The 16,801-nt window shown below is 62.9% G+C and carries 17 protein-coding genes; 12 read left to right on the forward strand and 5 right to left on the reverse strand.

Annotated features, from left to right (window positions below; genetic code table 11):
• Positions 1-296: 296 nt before the first annotated feature.
• Positions 297-1,970, reverse strand: a complete 1,674-nt coding sequence (locus IVA96_RS23765; RefSeq protein ID WP_247419499.1) for a PHP domain-containing protein — start codon at positions 1,968-1,970, stop codon at positions 297-299.
• An 18-nt stretch (positions 1,971-1,988) separates the two neighbouring features.
• Positions 1,989-2,195 carry a hypothetical protein gene (locus IVA96_RS35885; protein ID WP_346347910.1) on the reverse strand — a complete coding sequence of 69 codons (207 nt, stop codon included), beginning with the start codon at positions 2,193-2,195 and terminating at the stop codon, positions 1,989-1,991.
• Between the two features lie 399 nt (positions 2,196-2,594).
• Between IVA96_RS35885 and IVA96_RS23770 the strand changes: the two genes are divergently transcribed.
• The 5 genes from IVA96_RS23770 to IVA96_RS23790 all read left to right on the forward strand — a co-directional run bounded on the left by IVA96_RS23770 (position 2,595) and on the right by IVA96_RS23790 (position 6,925).
• Positions 2,595-2,891, forward strand: coding sequence for a hypothetical protein (locus IVA96_RS23770; protein ID WP_247281114.1), 297 nt, complete (start codon positions 2,595-2,597; stop codon positions 2,889-2,891).
• Positions 2,892-2,975: 84 nt separating this feature from the next.
• On the forward strand, positions 2,976-5,123 hold the full coding sequence (locus IVA96_RS23775) for a VTT domain-containing protein (RefSeq protein ID WP_247419500.1): 2,148 nt from the start codon (positions 2,976-2,978) through the stop codon (positions 5,121-5,123).
• The gene (locus IVA96_RS23780) at positions 5,123-5,797 is read left to right on the forward strand and encodes an endonuclease/exonuclease/phosphatase family protein (RefSeq protein ID WP_247419501.1); all 675 of its coding nucleotides are present in this window, start codon (positions 5,123-5,125) and stop codon (positions 5,795-5,797) included. The genes IVA96_RS23775 and IVA96_RS23780 overlap by 1 nt, the downstream gene beginning before the upstream one ends.
• Positions 5,798-6,167: 370 nt before the next feature.
• The gene (locus tag IVA96_RS23785; RefSeq protein ID WP_247281133.1) at positions 6,168-6,359 is read left to right on the forward strand and encodes a hypothetical protein; all 192 of its coding nucleotides are present in this window, start codon (positions 6,168-6,170) and stop codon (positions 6,357-6,359) included.
• Positions 6,360-6,607: 248 nt separating this feature from the next.
• Positions 6,608-6,925 (forward strand): DUF1476 domain-containing protein, encoded by a 318-nt coding sequence (locus IVA96_RS23790; protein WP_247419502.1) that lies wholly within the window; start codon positions 6,608-6,610, stop codon positions 6,923-6,925.
• Positions 6,926-6,943: 18 nt separating this feature from the next.
• Here IVA96_RS23790 and IVA96_RS23795 read toward each other — a convergent pair whose 3' ends face one another.
• Complete coding sequence (locus IVA96_RS23795) at positions 6,944-7,534, reverse strand: TIGR00645 family protein (protein ID WP_247419504.1); 591 nt, start codon at positions 7,532-7,534, stop codon at positions 6,944-6,946.
• 224 nt (positions 7,535-7,758) lie between these two features.
• Here IVA96_RS23795 and IVA96_RS23800 point away from each other — a divergent pair, with 224 nt between their 5' ends.
• Complete coding sequence (locus IVA96_RS23800) at positions 7,759-7,992, forward strand: hypothetical protein (protein ID WP_247281132.1); 234 nt, start codon at positions 7,759-7,761, stop codon at positions 7,990-7,992.
• A gap of 29 nt (positions 7,993-8,021) precedes the next feature.
• Here IVA96_RS23800 and IVA96_RS35645 read toward each other — a convergent pair whose 3' ends face one another.
• Positions 8,022-8,150, reverse strand: coding sequence for a hypothetical protein (locus IVA96_RS35645; RefSeq protein ID WP_256465491.1), 129 nt, complete (start codon positions 8,148-8,150; stop codon positions 8,022-8,024).
• An 805-nt stretch (positions 8,151-8,955) separates the two neighbouring features.
• Between IVA96_RS35645 and IVA96_RS23805 the strand changes: the two genes are divergently transcribed.
• Positions 8,956-9,891 (forward strand): septal ring lytic transglycosylase RlpA family protein, encoded by a 936-nt coding sequence (locus IVA96_RS23805; RefSeq protein WP_247419506.1) that lies wholly within the window; start codon positions 8,956-8,958, stop codon positions 9,889-9,891.
• On the opposite strand, the gene IVA96_RS23810 is transcribed toward IVA96_RS23805, so the two are convergent.
• The gene (locus IVA96_RS23810) at positions 9,885-10,841 is read right to left on the reverse strand and encodes an alpha/beta hydrolase (protein ID WP_247281108.1); all 957 of its coding nucleotides are present in this window, start codon (positions 10,839-10,841) and stop codon (positions 9,885-9,887) included. The two genes, IVA96_RS23805 and IVA96_RS23810, sit on opposite strands and share 7 nt — an antisense overlap.
• Positions 10,842-10,995: 154 nt before the next feature.
• Between IVA96_RS23810 and IVA96_RS23815 the strand changes: the two genes are divergently transcribed.
• Genes IVA96_RS23815 through IVA96_RS23835 form a run of 5 tightly spaced genes read left to right on the forward strand, consistent with a single transcriptional unit; the run spans position 10,996 to position 16,788 of the window.
• Complete coding sequence (locus IVA96_RS23815; protein WP_247281107.1) at positions 10,996-12,258, forward strand: D-alanyl-D-alanine carboxypeptidase family protein; 1,263 nt, start codon at positions 10,996-10,998, stop codon at positions 12,256-12,258.
• Between the two features lie 2 nt (positions 12,259-12,260).
• On the forward strand, positions 12,261-12,944 hold the full coding sequence (gene tmk / locus IVA96_RS23820) for a dTMP kinase (RefSeq protein WP_247419508.1): 684 nt from the start codon (positions 12,261-12,263) through the stop codon (positions 12,942-12,944).
• The gene (locus tag IVA96_RS23825; protein ID WP_247281105.1) at positions 12,941-13,987 is read left to right on the forward strand and encodes a DNA polymerase III subunit delta'; all 1,047 of its coding nucleotides are present in this window, start codon (positions 12,941-12,943) and stop codon (positions 13,985-13,987) included. The genes tmk and IVA96_RS23825 overlap by 4 nt, the downstream gene beginning before the upstream one ends.
• Before the next feature lie 47 nt (positions 13,988-14,034).
• Positions 14,035-15,999 carry a methionine--tRNA ligase gene (metG, locus tag IVA96_RS23830; RefSeq protein WP_247419511.1) on the forward strand — a complete coding sequence of 655 codons (1,965 nt, stop codon included), beginning with the start codon at positions 14,035-14,037 and terminating at the stop codon, positions 15,997-15,999.
• A gap of 12 nt (positions 16,000-16,011) precedes the next feature.
• Complete coding sequence (locus IVA96_RS23835) at positions 16,012-16,788, forward strand: TatD family hydrolase (protein WP_247281103.1); 777 nt, start codon at positions 16,012-16,014, stop codon at positions 16,786-16,788.
• The last annotated feature ends 13 nt before the right edge of the window (positions 16,789-16,801 follow it).

A 16,801-nucleotide genomic window follows, 5' to 3' on the forward strand; every position in this document is an offset into this window, starting at 1 on the left:
CTGAGCATGAGCCGGAAAAGTGCGGTTTTCCGAAAAGATCGGGATCAAACACAACGTCAAGCGCGATGACGATTATTGCCAATCGCATTGCGCTTTAGCTCCGGTGGAGGCCGTTGCAAAAATAGGAACGCTTACGGCCCACGTACTTTGATCCGCATGCGCTTAGGCGCATCAGGCTATCTAAGCGTAGCCCGAGCGGCCCCAGCCCTGGGTCCTTGATCCAGGCCTGGGGTCGTTCTTTCTCGCGCAAACGGCTGCGCGTGGACCGGCGAGCCTTCGTTGAAGGACCAGGTGTCTCAAGCTGCACGTGCAAACGAGCGACGCCTGTGGCGCAAGTATCGCTCGATATCGGCGAGCGGCATTGCGTTCAGCACCCGCTCTGCGGGGACGCCGCCTTTTCGCGCCATCTCGACGCCCCAATGCATGTGATCGAGCTCGGCGATCGAGTGCGCGTCCGGATTGATGCTCAACATGCAGCCATATTTGAGCGCAGCCTGATGCCAGCGCCAGTCCAGATCGAGCCGCCAAGGATGAGCGTTGATCTCGACTGCGACGTCGTGCTTGGCGCAGGCGCGCAGCACCTTCTCGACATCGATCTCGTAGCCTGGACGGCGCTGAAGCTGGCGGCCGGTCATGTGGCCGACGATGGTGGTGTAGGGATTGGCGACAGCCCGCAGCAGGCGTTCGGTCTGTGCCTTCCGATCCAGCCTGAAACGCCCGTGGATGCTGGCGACCACGAAGTCGAAGCCGTCGAGCACCTCGTCCGGATAGTCCAGCGATCCGTCCGCCAGGATGTCGGACTCAATGCCCCTCAGGATCCGAAAGTCCTTGCCAAACTTTCTATTGAGCCGCTCGGCCTGCCGATGCTGCTCCTTGATCTGCTCGAGCGAGAGACCCCCGGCGTAGTGCGCCGACTGCGAGTGGTCGGCGACACCGAAATATTCGAAGCCGCGCTTCAGCGTGGCCTTTGCCATGGTCTCGAGCGTCTCGGTCCCGTCCGAGGCGTCGGTGTGGCAGTGCAGGATGCCGCGCAGGTCCTGGTCGGTGACGAGCCTCGGCAGCTTTTTCTTCAGCGCCCGCTCGATCTCGCCGCGGCCCTCGCGCAGTTCGGGCGCGATGAAGGGAAGGCCGAGCGCCCGGTAGATGTCTTCCTCGGTTTCTGCGACAACGCTCCGTCCCTTGTGCAGCCCGTCCGGCTCAAGGCGCATTCCTTTCTTGTCCGCGAGCGCCCGAAGCTGATCCAGATGAACGGGTGAGCCCGTCGCGTGGAGCAGGGCGGCGCCAAAATGCTTGCGATCGGCGAGGTGGACTTGCAGCCCGCCTGATTCGATAACGCTGCCGCTCCCGGCGGCCTCGGCGACGATCGCGAGGTCGGCGACGAGTTCGCAACCACGCCTGAAGTCGCCGGCGATACTGAGCCGTTTGAGTTCGGGCCGCGCCTTCCGCAGCGAGTCCGTTGCATGCTCGAGCAGGGCCGCGGCGCGATGCAGGTGCAGGCGACCCTTGCCGCTTTTGGCGATCGCAAGGTTCTCCACGATCTTGGTCTGCAGCGCGGCCCCAAGCCCCTTGGCCTTCTTGATGCGGTCTTGCTCGGCTGCCGTTTCCAATTCGGACAGGGAGGTGATCCCGAGATCCTTGTAGAGCTTGAGCACCTTCTCAGGCCTTAAGCCCGGCACCGTCAGCAGTTCCAGGACCCCCGCGGGAATTTCCTTGCGCAGCTTCTCAAGGCTCGGATGAGTCCCCGTGCGATACAGCTTGGTGATAATGTCCGCGATGGCTTCGCCGATCCCGGGAATCTCGGTGAGGCGGTCTTCCTCGATCAGTACATGGAGCGGGACGACGAGCGCGGCAAGATTATCGGCGGCGCGGGCATACGCCTTCGCACGATAGGGGTTGCCTCCACGCAGCGCAGTTCGCTGCGCGTATTCCCTCAGGAGTTCAGTCACCCTTGGGGTGTCAGCGACCGCCACTCACCTCGCTCCAGGCCTTCAATCGATTGACCTCTCAAGCTTTTGGGCTGCCCGGAAGTCGTCCAGATGCTGCAGGTTTGGCCCGTACGCGGCCTCCTTGGTGAGCAGGTGGTAGATCCGGGCTACTACGATTTGGAGATGCTTCATTCGCCCGCGGGGCATCGTCCGGGCCTTGCAAAGGGCTCGAACCGCGTGCGCTCGGAAATAGTCAAAAGCGTCGGACATCGTGGGTTCAACGTCTCGCTCAAAGATTGGTTCTTATCCGTCGCTTCTAGAAGCACCAGTCCAATCGCCGTCTGTAGATGGGAGCCGCTCGACAATCAGGACGAACGAGAGCGCATCCGGAACGCTGTCGAACTTGAAAAATTAGCCCGGCAGGAAGCTTCACAGCGGGCCAGGCATGTTCTTCTTTTTCTCGAACCGGCTCGGGTGTCTCGGCTCGTTGCTGATCTCCGGCTTGATCACTCTCGCGCTCCTCTTCCTGCTCGGGATAGTCCGGTTCTGAACCCCCGGCGCGTGGTCCAGATCCACCCTCCACGCATTTGAGATGCAGGTCGCCAGCATCTGGAACTTGGCCAGTGCTGGCCTGTTGTACGCACTCTCGTCCACCTACGGAGAGATGTCTTGGAAAGCACAATCATCGGAGAATTCGACACTCGCCGCAGCGCCGAGCTTGCCATTGAGCACGTCGTCCAGGAATGCGGCGTATCCCGAAGCGACGTCTTCGTCCAACCGGCCGGCGGCGCGAACACGGCGGGGACACATCCGGCCGGTGCTGACGTCAAATCCGCGCCCGCGCCGGAAGGTCACCAGAAGTTGGAAGGTCTGATCGAGGTCTCCGTGGATTTCCACGGCGATGCCCCTGAAAAGATCGCAGACGTCTTGAGGGGCGCCGGCGCAAAGACTGTCCGAACCAAATAACGCGAGTGCGCTTGTGCCGCGTAAGCTCTGTGGTTCAGCATTCTCACACCGAAGCGTAGCCCGTCTCCGAGGACGCGGAACCCGTTGAGCATTCATAGCGTTTTAGACACGAACGCGACTTGCGAGGTCCACCTGCTTCAGAGTTCATCGACCCTGATCCCCGGCAATACCGTCTGGCGGCGGTGCGAAGCGCGCCGCGTCGCGGTTCTGAATGATGCTGCCGCTTATTTCGCGGCCCTGCGGGACGCGCTGCTGGAGGCGCAAGACCAAGTTTATGTGATCGGATGGGATATCCATAGTGAGACCAGGCTGGTCGGAGCTTCCGGACGAGCGGATGATGGTCTGCCGGAACAGCTTGGCCCATTCCTCCGCGCGCTCGTTCAACGCCGTCCCGCCCTGTGGATCAATATTCTGATCTGGGACTTCGTCTCGTTTTACGCGTCCGAAAGGGAATGGAATTCCGCGGCAAAATTCACCGCCGGAACATGTGGCCGCGTCCGATTTCATCTGGATTCCACACTTCCGTTTGGTTCCGCCCAACACCAGAAGATCGTCTGTGTCGACGGTTCATTGGCGTTCGTTGGCGGGCTCGACCTGACGATCAGGCGCTGGGACACGAGCGACCATCGCGCCGATCACGCGTTGCGCTGCGACCCTGCGGGTAAGCCATACCCACCGTTTCATGATGTTCAATGCATGGTCGACGGGGATGCTGCGGCATGGCTATCCGACCTCGCGGAGGAACGCTGGCGTGCGGCAGGTCAACAGGTTCATCCTCGGCGCGCGCTGAAGAGCATTCGGTGGCCGGCGAATGTGCCGGTTGAGGCGGAGCACGTGCCGGTGGGTATCGCCAGGACAGAGATCGTGTGTCCTGCAGGTTCGAGGATCAAGGAGGTCGAGCGCTCGCTGGTTGCAGCGATCCGGTCAGCGACGAGCTTCGTTTACATCGAAAATCAGTTTACCAGCGCTATCAAGATAGCGCGGGAATTGGCCGAGCAGATGCTTCGCGCGCCTTCGCTTCGGGTTCTCGTTGTCACTCCCAAACTGCATTCGTCCTGGGTAGAATCCCAAGCCATGCAAAACGGCCGTGGTGCCTTCATCGACTGCTTCAATCAGGCCGGAGTGGCAGATCGTATCCGCTTCGTCTACCCGGTCTCACCCAGCGGGGATACCGAAGCTGCCGTGATGGTGCACAGCAAGCTCATGACCGTCGACGATCGGATCTTGAGAATCGGCTCGGCTAACCTGAACAATCGGTCGATGGGTGCCGATAGTGAGTGTGACCTTATTTTTGAAGCTGCATCCGACGAGCATAGAAACTTCATCGCTTCGGTCCGCCGTCGCCTGATTGCCCATTTCTGCGATCTCGACGAACAGACCATAACGCGAAATGAGGATCGTCTTTTTGCGCTCCTGGACGACGTGTCGAGAGCTGATGGGGCGAAGGCGCTGCGGGAAGTGGAGTCTTCGGTTCTGACCAGTACTCTGGCCACAATGGTTCAGCCGGTGGCCGACCCTGAGCGGCCTCTCCATCTCGAGCGGGCGGCATCTCGCATGTGGAGCACGAAGACTCTAATAGGGATCGTATCGATAGCCGTGGCGCTTTTTGGACTGGCGATGGCTTGGTCGTACACGTCTTTGAGCGATTTCGCCGACGCGGGTCGTATTTCGACGTTCCTGTCTGCCTACTCGCAGTCTAACTGGGGGCCGCCATTCGCGATCGCAGCTTTCGTCGTCGGCGGGCTGGTCGTGTTTCCGGTTCTCGTACTCATTGCAGCAACTGCTGCCGCTCTTGGGCCCTGGCTAGGCTTCATCACCGCAATGGCCGGCGTCTTGATCAGCGCCCTCGTGCTTTTTGCGATCGGGCGGGCACTCGGACGACAGCGACTCCAGCGTTTACTCGGACGACGTGCAGCGCGCATCCAGGAACGCGTCTTAGGCAAGGGTATTCTGGCTGTCGTCGTCATCCGGATGATTCCGATAGCACCGTTCTCGGTGGTGAATGTCGTGGCTGGTGCGAGCACGCTGCCTCTCCGCGACTTCATGGTTGGAACTCTGCTGGGCATGATGCCCGGTATTCTCGCCATGGCAGTTCTGGGGGCTCAAATCGCAGATTTGGCCAGAGATGCTTCCTGGAGCAACATATTGCTATTGGTCTTGGCGTTTTTGAGCTGGCTCGGAATCTGCGTAGGCGCACAATTCGTCGCGACCTGGCTCGCCGGGAGGCGCTGATGGCGGCGATGCGCTTCATGACATGGAATGTGCATGGCACGTTCAATCTCAATACGAAGTTCGATTTGGAGGGTGTTTGCTCGATCGTTCGCCGGTGGGCCCCCGATGTCGTCGCGCTTCAGGAGGTGGATTCGCGATCGCGGTCAGACGATCCATTCGCGAAGTTGGCGATTGCTGTCGGCGACCACCGCGTTCACGCGAAGTCGATTGTCACTCAGGATGGCGACTACGGTCAGATGCTCCTGAGCCGCTTTCCGTTCTCTGATGCGCCCGAGATCGTCGACGTGTCGTATCGGGAGCGGGAGCCCCGTAGGGCGATTGCCACGGGACTGCTGACACCTGTCGGCCATGTGCGCGTGGTGGCTACTCACCTCGGCTTGAGTATCCATGAGCGGTATGCGCAAGCTCAGGCCCTGGTCAGCCTTGTGAAGCCCGGAAAGACCGTCGTTCTCGGCGACTTCAATGACTGGTTTTGGGTCAAATCGGTGCGGCGGGTGCTCGCGCAGGTTTGCCCAAACCGGACACGCTTGCGGACTTTCCCTGCGCGCTTGCCCGTTCTACGCCTTGATAGAATCTATGCGACGCCCGACGCCCGGTTCGGGAAAGTGTGGACCGACCGGGAGGCAGGAGCCTATTCAGACCATTTGCCGGTGATTGCAGAAATAGAGATCTGAATATTTTCCCGAGGGAAGATGATCTTCTCGCTCGCCGCTTTCCCCAAAGCGCGATGAGATTAGGACGAATCGTCATCGCGCTTTAGGTTGTTGCCTTGACATGATCTTTTCGGAAAACCGCTGCGCACTTTTCCGGATCATTAGCGTTCGAGAAGGGATCCCGATCAGCCTTCTTGCCGATTTTCCGAAGATGGCAGAATGCCACTGTTTTGCCCGACGGGTCAACCGGCTTTTGCGCGAATGCAAAAGGCGTTGTGCCAACAAGACTTAGCTACTGTGCATGGGGTTGTTTTCGCAAACTTCGTTGGTCAGCGTCTATGCTTCAGCTCAAGCATACGGAACTTTTTCCTCGCCGCCACGTTGTGTTGCCATGACTGAAGACCTTTCCTTCCGACGCAAGCCTCTGACTCCCGAGCAGCGCCAGGCACGTGATGCAGCGCGCCGGCTCGAGGCCGAAAAGGCCATGCGCGATCATGAGGCGGCGCAGAAGGCGTTTTACGCCAACAAGGAACGGCTGAAGGCCGAACGCCTCGCGCGGGAAGCGGCCGCGGCGAAGGGCTGACCAAAAGCGGTCGGCGCCAACAATCTCCCATACCGATCTTTCAAACCGATGCCGCCGGCGTCTCACGCCGGTTGGCGTTCCCCTCGCTCAAGACCAGCTTGCGCGCGCCCGGTCCCACGCCCATCGGCGGGCTTGACGGCGTTTGCCTTCCGGGAGGAAGCTTAGGGTGAACCTCACCTGACGTGAACCACGGAGACGTTCGCTCCCAGCCAGTATGTCACATCAGCGAAACGAGAATGGAGCTGACCATGACCACGTTCGACAAGCGCGAGCAGGGCTTTGAAGCAAAGTTCGTCCACGACGAGGAGCTGATGTTCAAGGCGACGGCCCGGTCCAACAGGCTGCTCGGGCTTTGGGCCGCAAGCCAGCTCGGCCTCAGCAACGACGACGCGGCAAGCTACGCAACGGCGCTGGTCACGGACAATCTGGAGAGGCAGACCATCGACGACATCGTGAGCAAGGTGTCCGCCGATCTCGCCGCCAAGGGCGTGGCGCGCGAGCAGGTCGCGCAGAAGCTTCTGGAATACCTGCGCCAGGTCATGCAGCAGCTCGAAGCTGGCACATGAGAGGCTGGCCATTATGCCTCATTCGGCGTGCTTGCGCGCCCCGGCATCGCTGAGCCTGTCGACATAGGCGATGCCGATCGCCGAGAAGACGAAGGTGAGGTGGATCAGCACCTGCCACATCACGCCAGTCTCGGTAAAGCCGGCGCGGTTCGAGCCGAGATTGCCGGCCTCGATGAAGGTGCGCAGCAGCGCGATCGAGGATATGCCGATGATGGCCATGGCGAGCTTGATCTTGAGAACGCTGGCATTGACGTGGCCGAGCCATTCCGGCTCGTCGGGATGACCCTGGAGATCGAGCCGCGAGACGAACGTCTCGTAGCCGCCGACGATCACCATCACCAAGAGATTGGAGATCATCACGACGTCGATCAGGGCCAGCACGCTCATCATGATCTGTTGCTCGGTGAGGTCGAGCGAGTGCCAGGACAGATGCCAGAGCTCCTTGAGGAACAGCGCGATGTAGACGCACTGCGCCACGATCAGTCCGAGATACAGCGGCAGCTGCAGCCAGCGCGAGCCGAAGATGACCATCGGCAGCAGGCCCAGACGCGGCAATGGCGGTCGGGATTCGATGCGGCGTTCGGACTGGAATCCAGGCTCAACCGACATTCAGGCAGCATCCTCGCATGGAGATGATCTTGCTGCCATGTAACCCGGCAAGATGGCCGGCGGAAGACGCGGCGCAAGCCGGTCGTTTGCCAGGGATCGCGCCGTTTCGTGCTACCGTGCCGGGCGGCCGTCGCGCGCTCGGCCAGCACGGAATCAAGTTCGGGAGGCGGGGAGTGTTTCGCAGCGGGACATGGGCGGGTGGGATCGCGCTCGCAGCCGCGATCATGGCCGGCTCCGGCGGCGCGGACGTGTCGGCAACGCCACTAACCCCGTTCCGCTATGAGGCGCAGGCGCAGCGCCATTGTCCGCAGGATCAGGTGGTCTGGCTCGATTTCAGGAAGGGCGTCTACTACACCAGAGGCCAGAAGCGATATCGCCAGGGCTTTGACGGCAGCTTCGTCTGCCTGAACGAGGCTCGGGACGGCCGCTACCGGCGCTCGCTGCTCGGCCTGCGCTGAGCGGCGGGTGAGTGGGAAAAGCGAGCGGGCTATTTCCGGCTCGGCAGCTTCACCGGTACGTGCGGGGAGGTGCTGATGACCCTGGGGCTTCCGTCCGGATAGGTGCGATCGCCGCGGATCAGGGATTCAAGAACAAGAAAAAACTTCTCGGCAAGCATGTGACTCACCCTGGTTGGTGATGGCCTCTTGAAATTAAGTCGAGGCGCCGAATGCGGAAATTCAATCAACTAAACGGGAGCGGGACAATCCCGGGCAAACACTGTTTGCAGCGAAGTGTGGTCGTCGTCGGGAAAGCGCGAAGGTCGCGCCCGAGATTAGCCGAAGGCCAGTGCCACGAGGCTCGAGCAGAGCAGGACCAAGCCGCCTGCGGTCAATGCCAGGAAGCCGTCGGATACGAGGTCATGGTTGCGCATGGGACACCTGCCGCTCTCGTCCTCGATGCTCGATCGGATCGATTAAAATTGTCCGAACGTGCCGCCTTGAAAGAGGTGAATGCTTGCCGTCCCGCGCGAGTGCCTTCAGGCCCTCGTGCGGTAACCTTCAAACGCATGGGCAAGGAAGATCGCCGCGCTTACCAGACCCATCAGTGCCGAAACCGTCTCGATCATCGCTAAATTCCAAATCCCGCCCTGTATCCGAGAGAACGCGTGCGGCCTTGCACAGTCAAAAGAATTTCCCTGAGCGGCGTGACAATGGGGATGGAGTGAGGATTTGGCGCAACAGAATGTCCAGCCTTGGCACAGAGCAGGGCGGCTGCGTTCCGTAGATCGACGGGGAGAAGCAAACGTCCCGTTTACCATGCCGGCGTGATCGCTGTGGGCTCCCCATTTCCGCCGTGTTCGGGTTGCGTTATCGTTATTGCTTCCGATGCGGTGGTGGGCCGCCTCGGATCAAAGGACCGGACGGCGCTCCCGTAGCCAATGCAGGTTGGGCATGCCGCCGGCGGAATGGTATTTGGGGCAAATGGGGATCCGACGGTCAGATTCGGTTTTGCGGGCCGCGCGCGGTGTTGCGGTGGTCGCGACCTGCCTTGCGCTCGCCAATTGCGCCTCGTCGAACAAGTTCGCCAGCCGCGTCGATCCGAAATATGGCGTGTCCTCAAGCCCAAGGGTGGTGGCCTGGGGTGATCCGGTCCCGAAGGGCGGCGGCACCTACCGCGTCGGTAAGCCCTATATCGTGGCCGGCCGGACTTACGTGCCGGAGGAGGACGTCAACTATCGTGCCGAGGGCATGGCGTCCTGGTATGGCGATGATTTTCACGGCCGCCTGACCGCCAATGGCGAGGTGTTCGACATGACCTCGCTCACGGCGGCGCATCCGACCCTGCCGATGCCGTCCTATGCGCGGGTGACCAATATTTCCAACGGCAAGTCGCTGATCGTCCGCGTCAACGACCGCGGGCCCTATCACGGCAACCGGCTCATCGACGTCTCGAACAAGGCCGCCGAACTCCTTGAATTCAAAGGCAATGGCGTCGCCAAGGTCCGGGTCGAGTATGTTGGCCGGGCGCCGCTGGAAGGCTCCGACGATCGCCAGCTGATAGCGACCTTGCGTACCGGCGTTCCGGCGCCGACCCCCTCAATGGTACGGGTCGCTTCGGCCAAGCCTTTCGTGCCGGAATTGCCCTCGTCGAGCCGCGGTGCCATTCGCGGCGAGGTTCCGATGCCGGAGGGGCGGCCCTACAATCTCGGCAACAGCTCGGCCGATATGGCCTCGCTCAACGCGACCTCGGAAATGTCGGCCTCGAGCCGCAGCCGGGGCCGGGGCCACCAGAACGCCCGTGCCGTGTCCTATGACGACGACGGCCGCTATGCGACCGAGAGCGCGCTGTCCGGCGCCTACGCCTCGGATGGCGCGGCCGAGGCCCGCAGCATCCTGAGTGGCCGCGGCCTCTACTGAGTTGTGCTCGCCGTCAGGAATTTCACCAGCGCTGCGTTCACCTCCTCGGGCCGCTCCTGCTGCACCCAATGGCCGGCGCCCTCGAGGATCAGCTTGTGTTTCAGATTGGGCAGCACGCGCTCGAGCTCGTTGACGCGCTTCGCCCCGATCAGGCCGGTGATGACGGCGTCCTTCGAGCCGGCGATGAACAGTGACGGCTGCTGGATCTGTGCATCCTGCCAGGGCGCCGTCAGCTCCCAATTGCGGTCGATGTTGCGGTACCAGTTCAGCCCGCCGCGGAAGCCGCATTTGCGAAAGCTTTCGGTGAAATAGGCGAGGTCAGCCTCGCTCAGCCAGCGGGGCAGTGGCTCCTCGGCGCCCGCATGGCCGAGAAAGCCCTTGCCCTCCTGCACGAACATGGCCGCCGAGGGATCGGCGAGGCCGCGGCCGCCGAGCACGATGCGCATGGTGCGGGCGACGTCGCGCTCGAGCTCGGCCTCGGCGACGCCCGGCGTCTGGAAATATTGCCAATAGAAATTGGTGATGCCGCCCTGGCGCAGCAGATCGAGCGGCTTGCCGCGGCCGCGGAACGGCGGCGGCACGCTCAGGCCCGCGACCGCCGTGAAGATGTCGGGGCGGAACAGCGCGGCGTGCCAGGCGACCGGAGCGCCCCAATCGTGGCCGACCACCATTGCCTTGCTCTCGCCCAGCGCCTGCACCAGGCCGACGACATCGCCGACCGTGTCGAAGATGGAGTAGGCGGCCGCATCAGGGGGCGCCGCGCTCTGGCCGTAGCCACGCATGTCAGGAGCGACCACATGAAACCCGGCGGCCGCGAGTGCCGGGATCTGGTGGCGCCAGGAATAGGACAGTTCCGGCCAGCCATGGCACAGCACCACCAGCGGACCCTGGCCCTGCTCGCGGATGAAGAGCTCGATCCCGTTGGCCTTGATCATACGGGTTGAGGACATTCAAGTTTCCGCCTTGCTTCAGGGGTTTGGTCGGCAAATATAAGATGCCACGATAGGGGCGCGAGGAGAATCGTGCAATCTCAGGGACAGGCGTCCACCTCCGTGTTGTTCGCATCTGTTCCAACTGGTAGAACGCCGCTCTCAGGGCTTGGCCATGACATTTCGTCCTTCTTTGCTTCGTCGCCCCCGGTTCACCGCCGGTGCGCTGGCGCGCGGGCTGATCGCGGCGATTCTGGTCGCGGGCATCGGATGGGGCGGGGCGCTCTACGCCGCCAACCAGAGCGTGCAGGGCGCCAAGAAGGCGGAAGACACCGGCTTCGACGGCGACGCCCCGACTGCGATCCTGATCGAGGCCTCCTCGGGCAGCGTGCTGTTCGAGAAGAACGCCGACGAGCTGCGCGCGCCCTCCAGCATGATGAAGCTGATGACCGCAGAGGTCGTCTTCAACGCCATCAAGAAGGGCGACATCAAGCTGACCGACGAATATCGGATCAGCGAGAACGCCTGGCGCCGGGGCGGCGCGCCCTCCGGGGGCTCGACCATGTTCGCCGCGATCAACAGTAAGGTCTCGGTCAGTGATCTCCTGCATGGCGCGATCATCCAGAGCGGCAACGATGCCTGCATCGCGCTCGCCGAAGCCATCGCGGGCAACGAGCGGATTTTCGCGACCGACTTCATGACCAAGCGCGCACGCGAGCTCGGCCTCACCAGATCGACCTTCGCCAATTCCAACGGCTTGCCCGATCCCGGCAACAAGATGACGGTGCGCGAGCTCGGCATCCTTGCCCGCCACATCATCCTTGATTTCCCCGAGTTCTACAAATTGTTCGGCGAGAAGGAGTTTACCTGGAACAAGATCCGCCAGCCCAACCGCAATCCGCTACTCAATTCGATGGAAGGCGCTGACGGGCTCAAGACCGGCTACACCAAGGAAGGCGGCTACGGCATGGTGGGCTCGGCCGTGCAAAACGGCACGCGACTGATCGTTGTCGTCAACGGGCTCGATGATCCCGAGGACCGTGCCACGGAAGCCAAGAAGATGCTGGAATGGGGCTTTCGCAATTTCGAGACCCGCACCCTGATCGCAGCCGAACAGCCCGTCGGCTACGCCAAGGTGTTCGGCGGCGAGAGCCGCTCGGTCAAGCTCGTGGCCAAGACGCCCGTGAAAGTGATGGTCCACAAGAACGGCAGCGACAAGCTGATCGCCCGCATCGTCTATCGCGGCCCGGTGCGCGCGCCGGTCGAGGCCGGCCAGCAGGTCGGGGTGGTCAAGGTCTGGCGCAGCGGCACCATCGCGGTTGAGACGCCGGTCTATGCCGCCGAAGCGATCGGCACCGGCTCGACCATGCGCCGCGCAATCGACGGCGCCAGCGAGCTCGTGATCGGTATGTTCCGCGCAGGCGCCGAGAAGCTCTGATCATGAGTGAAAGCGCGGTACGCTGGCCGTCGGGACGCGGGCGCTTCATCACCTTTGAGGGCGGCGAAGGGACGGGCAAGTCGACCCAGATCAAGAAGCTCGCCGACCGCCTCACGGCGGCAAGGATGCGCATCCTCGTCACGCGCGAGCCGGGCGGCTCGCCTGGCGCCGAGATCATGCGACATCTGGTGCTGTCAGGCATGGGCAAGCTGCTCGGCCCCGAAGCCGAGACGTTGCTGTTCGCCGCTGCCCGCGACGACCACGTCCGCACCGTAATCCAGCCCGCGCTCAGCCAGGGCGTCTGGGTGCTGTGCGACCGCTTCGCCGACTCGACGCGGGCCTATCAGGGCAGCCTCGGCCGCGTGCCGGATGGCCTGATCAACGCGATGCAGCGGGTCACGATCGGCGATCTCAAGCCGGATCTCACCATCATTCTCGACCTGCCGGTCGAGATCGGCTTGCAGCGGGCAGCCACGCGCCGCGGCAGCGCCGCACCCGACAGGTTCGAGGGCGAGGATCTCAAGTTCCACCAAGGCCTGCGCGACGCCTATCGCAAGATCGCCGCGGAAGATCCCGCGCGTTGTGCGCTGATCGACGCCAATTCCGATGCTGACACGGTTGCCGGGCGCGTCTGGACGGCGCTGCGCGAACGTCTCCTTGCCACGCCCGCGGTGATTTCCGCATGAGCCCGCGTCGGACCGAGCGCGAAACCGCCATTCCGCATCCGCGCGAGACATCGAAGCTGTTTGGGCATCGCGAGGCCGAGACCGCGCTGCTCGCAGCCTATCGCAGCGGGCGCATCCCGCATGCCTGGCTGATCGGCGGACCGCAAGGCATCGGCAAGGCAACGCTGGCCTACCGCATGGCGCGCTTCGTGCTCGCCCACGGCCAGCCGCTGGCGCCGTCCGTGCAGCGCGCCGAAGACCTTGCGATCGATCCCGACGATGCCGTGGCGCGGCAGGTTGCGGCGAGTTCGCATGGCGGGCTGTTGACGCTGGAGCGCACCGCGAATGATCGCGGCGTGATGCGCACCGTGATCACCGTCGACGAGACGCGCGAGACGATCGGCTTCTTCGGCTCGACGGCTGCCGCCGACGGCTGGCGCGTCTGCATCGTCGACACGGTCGACGAGCTCAATCCAAACGCGGCCAACGCGCTTTTGAAGATCCTCGAAGAACCGCCGCAGCAATCGCTATTCCTGTTGGTGAGCCACGCGCCGGCACGCGTGCTCGCCACCATCCAGTCGCGTTGCCGCAAGCTGCGCCTGCGCCCGCTCGCCACCGATGACGTGATCAGTGCGGCGGCTTCGGCCGGCGACCTCGATCCGAATGATCCGGCGCTGCACGAGGCGGCGGAGGCTTCCGAGGGCAGCGTGGCGCGGGCACTGACGCTGCTCGGCGGTGACGCGCTCAAGCTCCAGCAGCGCACCGCGGCACTGCTCGCGCGTCTGCCGCAGGTCGATCCGCGCGAACTGCACACGCTCGGCGATTCGCTCGGGACCAGCGACCGCGTCGCGCTTGCCGCCTTCATCGACGGCATCGATCGCTGGATCGCCGAACGCCTGCATGCGGACGAAGCCAATACGAACCAGAATCTGCCGCGCCTTGCGCGTCTAGCTGAGGTATGGGAAAAGATCGTCCGCGCCGCGCGCGACACCGAAACCTACAATCTGGAGCGCAAGCCCTTGGTTTTCTCGGTGTTCGGCTGGCTGGCGGACGCAACGCGCTAGGCGCAGGTTCGTTTCCAATTTTCGAGAAGCCGGTAAAGGAATTCGTGGTGGCAACGCGAGCTAAAAAAACCGCCAAGGGCAAGAAGAAGGCTGCGAAGAAAGCGGTCAAGAAAGCCACGAAGAAGGCTGTGAAGGCGCGTGCGCGCAAAGGTGCCAAGACGGTCAAGAAGACCAAGAAGGTTGTCGCCAAAAAAGGCGTGAAGAAGAGCGCAGGGAAGACGGCAAAGAAGGCCGGCCGGGCGGCGAAGAAGCAGGTCGTCGCCAAAAAGGCCTCGAAGAAAACCGCCGCCCAAACGCCGGCCAAGGCTCCGGCGAAGAACGTGGTCAAGAAGGCGAGGGTGACTGCGCCTGCCGTGATCGCCGCGCCAGCTCCTGTCGCCGCTCCTCAAAGAGCCGCCAAGCTGAAGGCGCCGCGTGCGCCAAAGCCCGTCGCAGCGCCGCAAACGGCCGCGCCCGTTGCCACCCCCGCGCGCGATAACGTCTTCTACATCACGACCGCCATTGCCTATCCCAACGGAAGCCCGCATATAGGCCACGCCTATGAGGCGATCGCGACCGACGTGCTGGCGCGCTTTGCGCGGCTCGATGGCAAGGACGTGTTCTTCCTGACCGGCACCGACGAGCACGGTCAAAAAATGGTGCAGACGGCGGCCGGTGAAAACATGTCCGTGTCCGCGCTCGCGACCCGCAATGCCGGCCGCTTCAAGGAGATGGATGAGCGCCTGAACGTGTCGTTCGACCGCTTCATCCGCACCACCGAGGAGCAGCATCATCGCTCCAGCCAGGAGATTTGGCGGCGCATGGAAGCGAACGGCGACATCTATGCCGATACCTATTCGGGGTGGTACTCGGTCCGTGACGAGGCGTATTACGCCGAGGACGAGACGCGCCTGAACGATGACGGGTTGCGACTCGGACCGCAGGGCACGCCGGTCGAATGGGTCGAGGAGAAGAGCTATTTCTTTCGCCTATCGGCGTACCAGGACAAGCTGCTCAAGCTTTATGCGGATCATCCCGATTTCATCGGGCCCGACTCCCGCAAGAACGAGGTGGTAAGCTTCGTCAGAGGTGGCCTGCGCGATCTCTCGATCTCGCGCACGACCTTCGACTGGGGCGTCAAGGTGCCCGGCGATGAAGAGCACGTGATGTATGTCTGGGTCGATGCGCTGACCAATTACATCACCGGCATCGGCTTCCCCGACGAGAGCGACGAGAACTGGCGCTACTGGCCCGCCGACGTGCACATCATCGGCAAGGACATCATCCGTTTCCATGCGGTGTATTGGCCGGCGTTCCTGATGTCGGCGGGCATTCCGCTGCCGAAGCGGATCTATGCCCACGGCTTCCTGTTCAACAGGGGCGAGAAGATGTCGAAGTCGGTTGGCAACGTCGTCGATCCCTTCAACCTCGCCGACCAGTATGGCGTCGACCAGATGCGCTATTTCTTCCTGCGCGAGGTGCCGTTCGGCCAGGACGGCAACTACAATCACGAGGCCATCGTCGCGCGCATTAACGCCGATCTCGCCAACGATCTCGGCAACCTTGCGCAGCGCTCGCTGTCGATGATCGCCAGGCAGCTCGGCGGCGTGCTGCCGGAGCCCGGCGAGTTCAGCGACAACGACAACGCAATCTTGGCGATGGCCGACGGCATGATCGCCACGTCGCGTGAAGCCATGGCCACGCAGCAGATCCACCAATGGCTCAACGCCGTGTGGGCCGTGGTGGCGGAGGCCAACCGCTATTTCGCGGGCGAGGCGCCGTGGGCGCTCGCCAAGACCGATCCCGCCAGGCAGAAGACCGTGCTTTACGTCACCGCGGAAGTCGTGCGCCAGATCGCGATTCTGACGCAGCCGGCGATGCCGACCGCCTCGGGATTGCTGCTCGACAGCCTCGGCATCCCGGAAGCCGAGCGCAGCTTCGCCACCCTGGGTGGCACCTCGCGCATCGCGCCGGGCTCGACGCTGCCGGCGCCGAAACCGGCGTTCCCGCGCTACGTCGAGCCGGCGGCCTGAGGCGGTCGCGCGATGCTGGTCGACAGTCATTGCCACCTGGATTTTCCGGACTTTGCGGAAGATCTCGACGGGATCGTGTCGCGTGCGCGTGCAGCCGGCGTCAAACGCATGGTCACGATCTCGACGCGGGTGCGGAAGCTGAACGATCTCGTCGCCATTGCCGAGCGCTACGACGATGTCTATTGCTCGGTCGGCACTCACCCGCACAATGCGGATGAGGAGGACGGCATCGCGCCGGACGAGCTGATCGCGCTGACGCAGCATCCCAAGGTCGTCGCGCTCGGTGAAGCCGGGCTCGATTATTTCTATGACAACGGCTCACCGGAGGCGCAGGCGAGGGGCTTTCGCGCCCACATTGCCGCCGCCCGCGCCACCGGCCTGCCGCTGGTGATCCACACCCGCGAGGCGGACGAGGACTGTGCCAGCATCCTGGAGGATGAGGCCGCACGCGGATCGTTTCGCGCGGTGCTGCATTGTTACACCGGCGGGCGCGAGCTGGCGCTGAAGGCGGTCTCGCTCGGGCTGTATATCGGCTTCACGGGTATCCTGACCTTCAAGAAGTCGGAATCCCTGCGCGCGCTTGCGGCCGAACTGCCGCGCGATCGTATTCTGGTCGAGACGGACTCGCCTTATCTTGCGCCCGGAAAATTCCGGGGCAAACGCAACGAACCGGCCTATGTGGTCGAAGTCGCAAAGGTGCTCGCCGAGACACGCGGCGTGTCGACCGAGGAAATCTCGCGCCAGACCACCGAAAACTTCTTCCGTCTGTTCTCGAAGGTGAAAGCTTGAGACTGGGAGCCGC

The organism is Bradyrhizobium sp. 159, assembly GCF_023073795.1.
In the GTDB taxonomy this organism is placed as follows: Bacteria; Pseudomonadota; Alphaproteobacteria; order Rhizobiales; family Xanthobacteraceae; genus Bradyrhizobium.

What these genes read in the sequence shown, in the direction of transcription:
- IVA96_RS23815 (WP_247281107.1), top strand. Translation starts at nt 10,996, where the DNA reads ATGACATTTCGTCCTTCTTTGCTTCGTCGCCCCCGGTTCACCGCCGGT.
- IVA96_RS23780 (WP_247419501.1), top strand. Translation starts at nt 5,123, where the DNA reads ATGGCGGCGATGCGCTTCATGACATGGAATGTGCATGGCACGTTCAAT.
- IVA96_RS23795 (WP_247419504.1), bottom strand. Translation starts at nt 7,534, where the DNA reads ATGTCGGTTGAGCCTGGATTCCAGTCCGAACGCCGCATCGAATCCCGA.
- IVA96_RS23825 (WP_247281105.1), top strand. Translation starts at nt 12,941, where the DNA reads ATGAGCCCGCGTCGGACCGAGCGCGAAACCGCCATTCCGCATCCGCGC.
- IVA96_RS35885 (WP_346347910.1), bottom strand. Translation starts at nt 2,195, where the DNA reads ATGTCCGACGCTTTTGACTATTTCCGAGCGCACGCGGTTCGAGCCCTT.
- IVA96_RS23800 (WP_247281132.1), top strand. Translation starts at nt 7,759, where the DNA reads ATGGCCGGCTCCGGCGGCGCGGACGTGTCGGCAACGCCACTAACCCCG.
- IVA96_RS23805 (WP_247419506.1), top strand. Translation starts at nt 8,956, where the DNA reads ATGGGGATCCGACGGTCAGATTCGGTTTTGCGGGCCGCGCGCGGTGTT.
- IVA96_RS23790 (WP_247419502.1), top strand. Translation starts at nt 6,608, where the DNA reads ATGACCACGTTCGACAAGCGCGAGCAGGGCTTTGAAGCAAAGTTCGTC.
- IVA96_RS23835 (WP_247281103.1), top strand. Translation starts at nt 16,012, where the DNA reads ATGCTGGTCGACAGTCATTGCCACCTGGATTTTCCGGACTTTGCGGAA.
- IVA96_RS23785 (WP_247281133.1), top strand. Translation starts at nt 6,168, where the DNA reads ATGACTGAAGACCTTTCCTTCCGACGCAAGCCTCTGACTCCCGAGCAG.
- tmk (WP_247419508.1), top strand. Translation starts at nt 12,261, where the DNA reads ATGAGTGAAAGCGCGGTACGCTGGCCGTCGGGACGCGGGCGCTTCATC.
- IVA96_RS35645 (WP_256465491.1), bottom strand. Translation starts at nt 8,150, where the DNA reads ATGCTTGCCGAGAAGTTTTTTCTTGTTCTTGAATCCCTGATCCGCGGC.
- IVA96_RS23810 (WP_247281108.1), bottom strand. Translation starts at nt 10,841, where the DNA reads ATGTCCTCAACCCGTATGATCAAGGCCAACGGGATCGAGCTCTTCATC.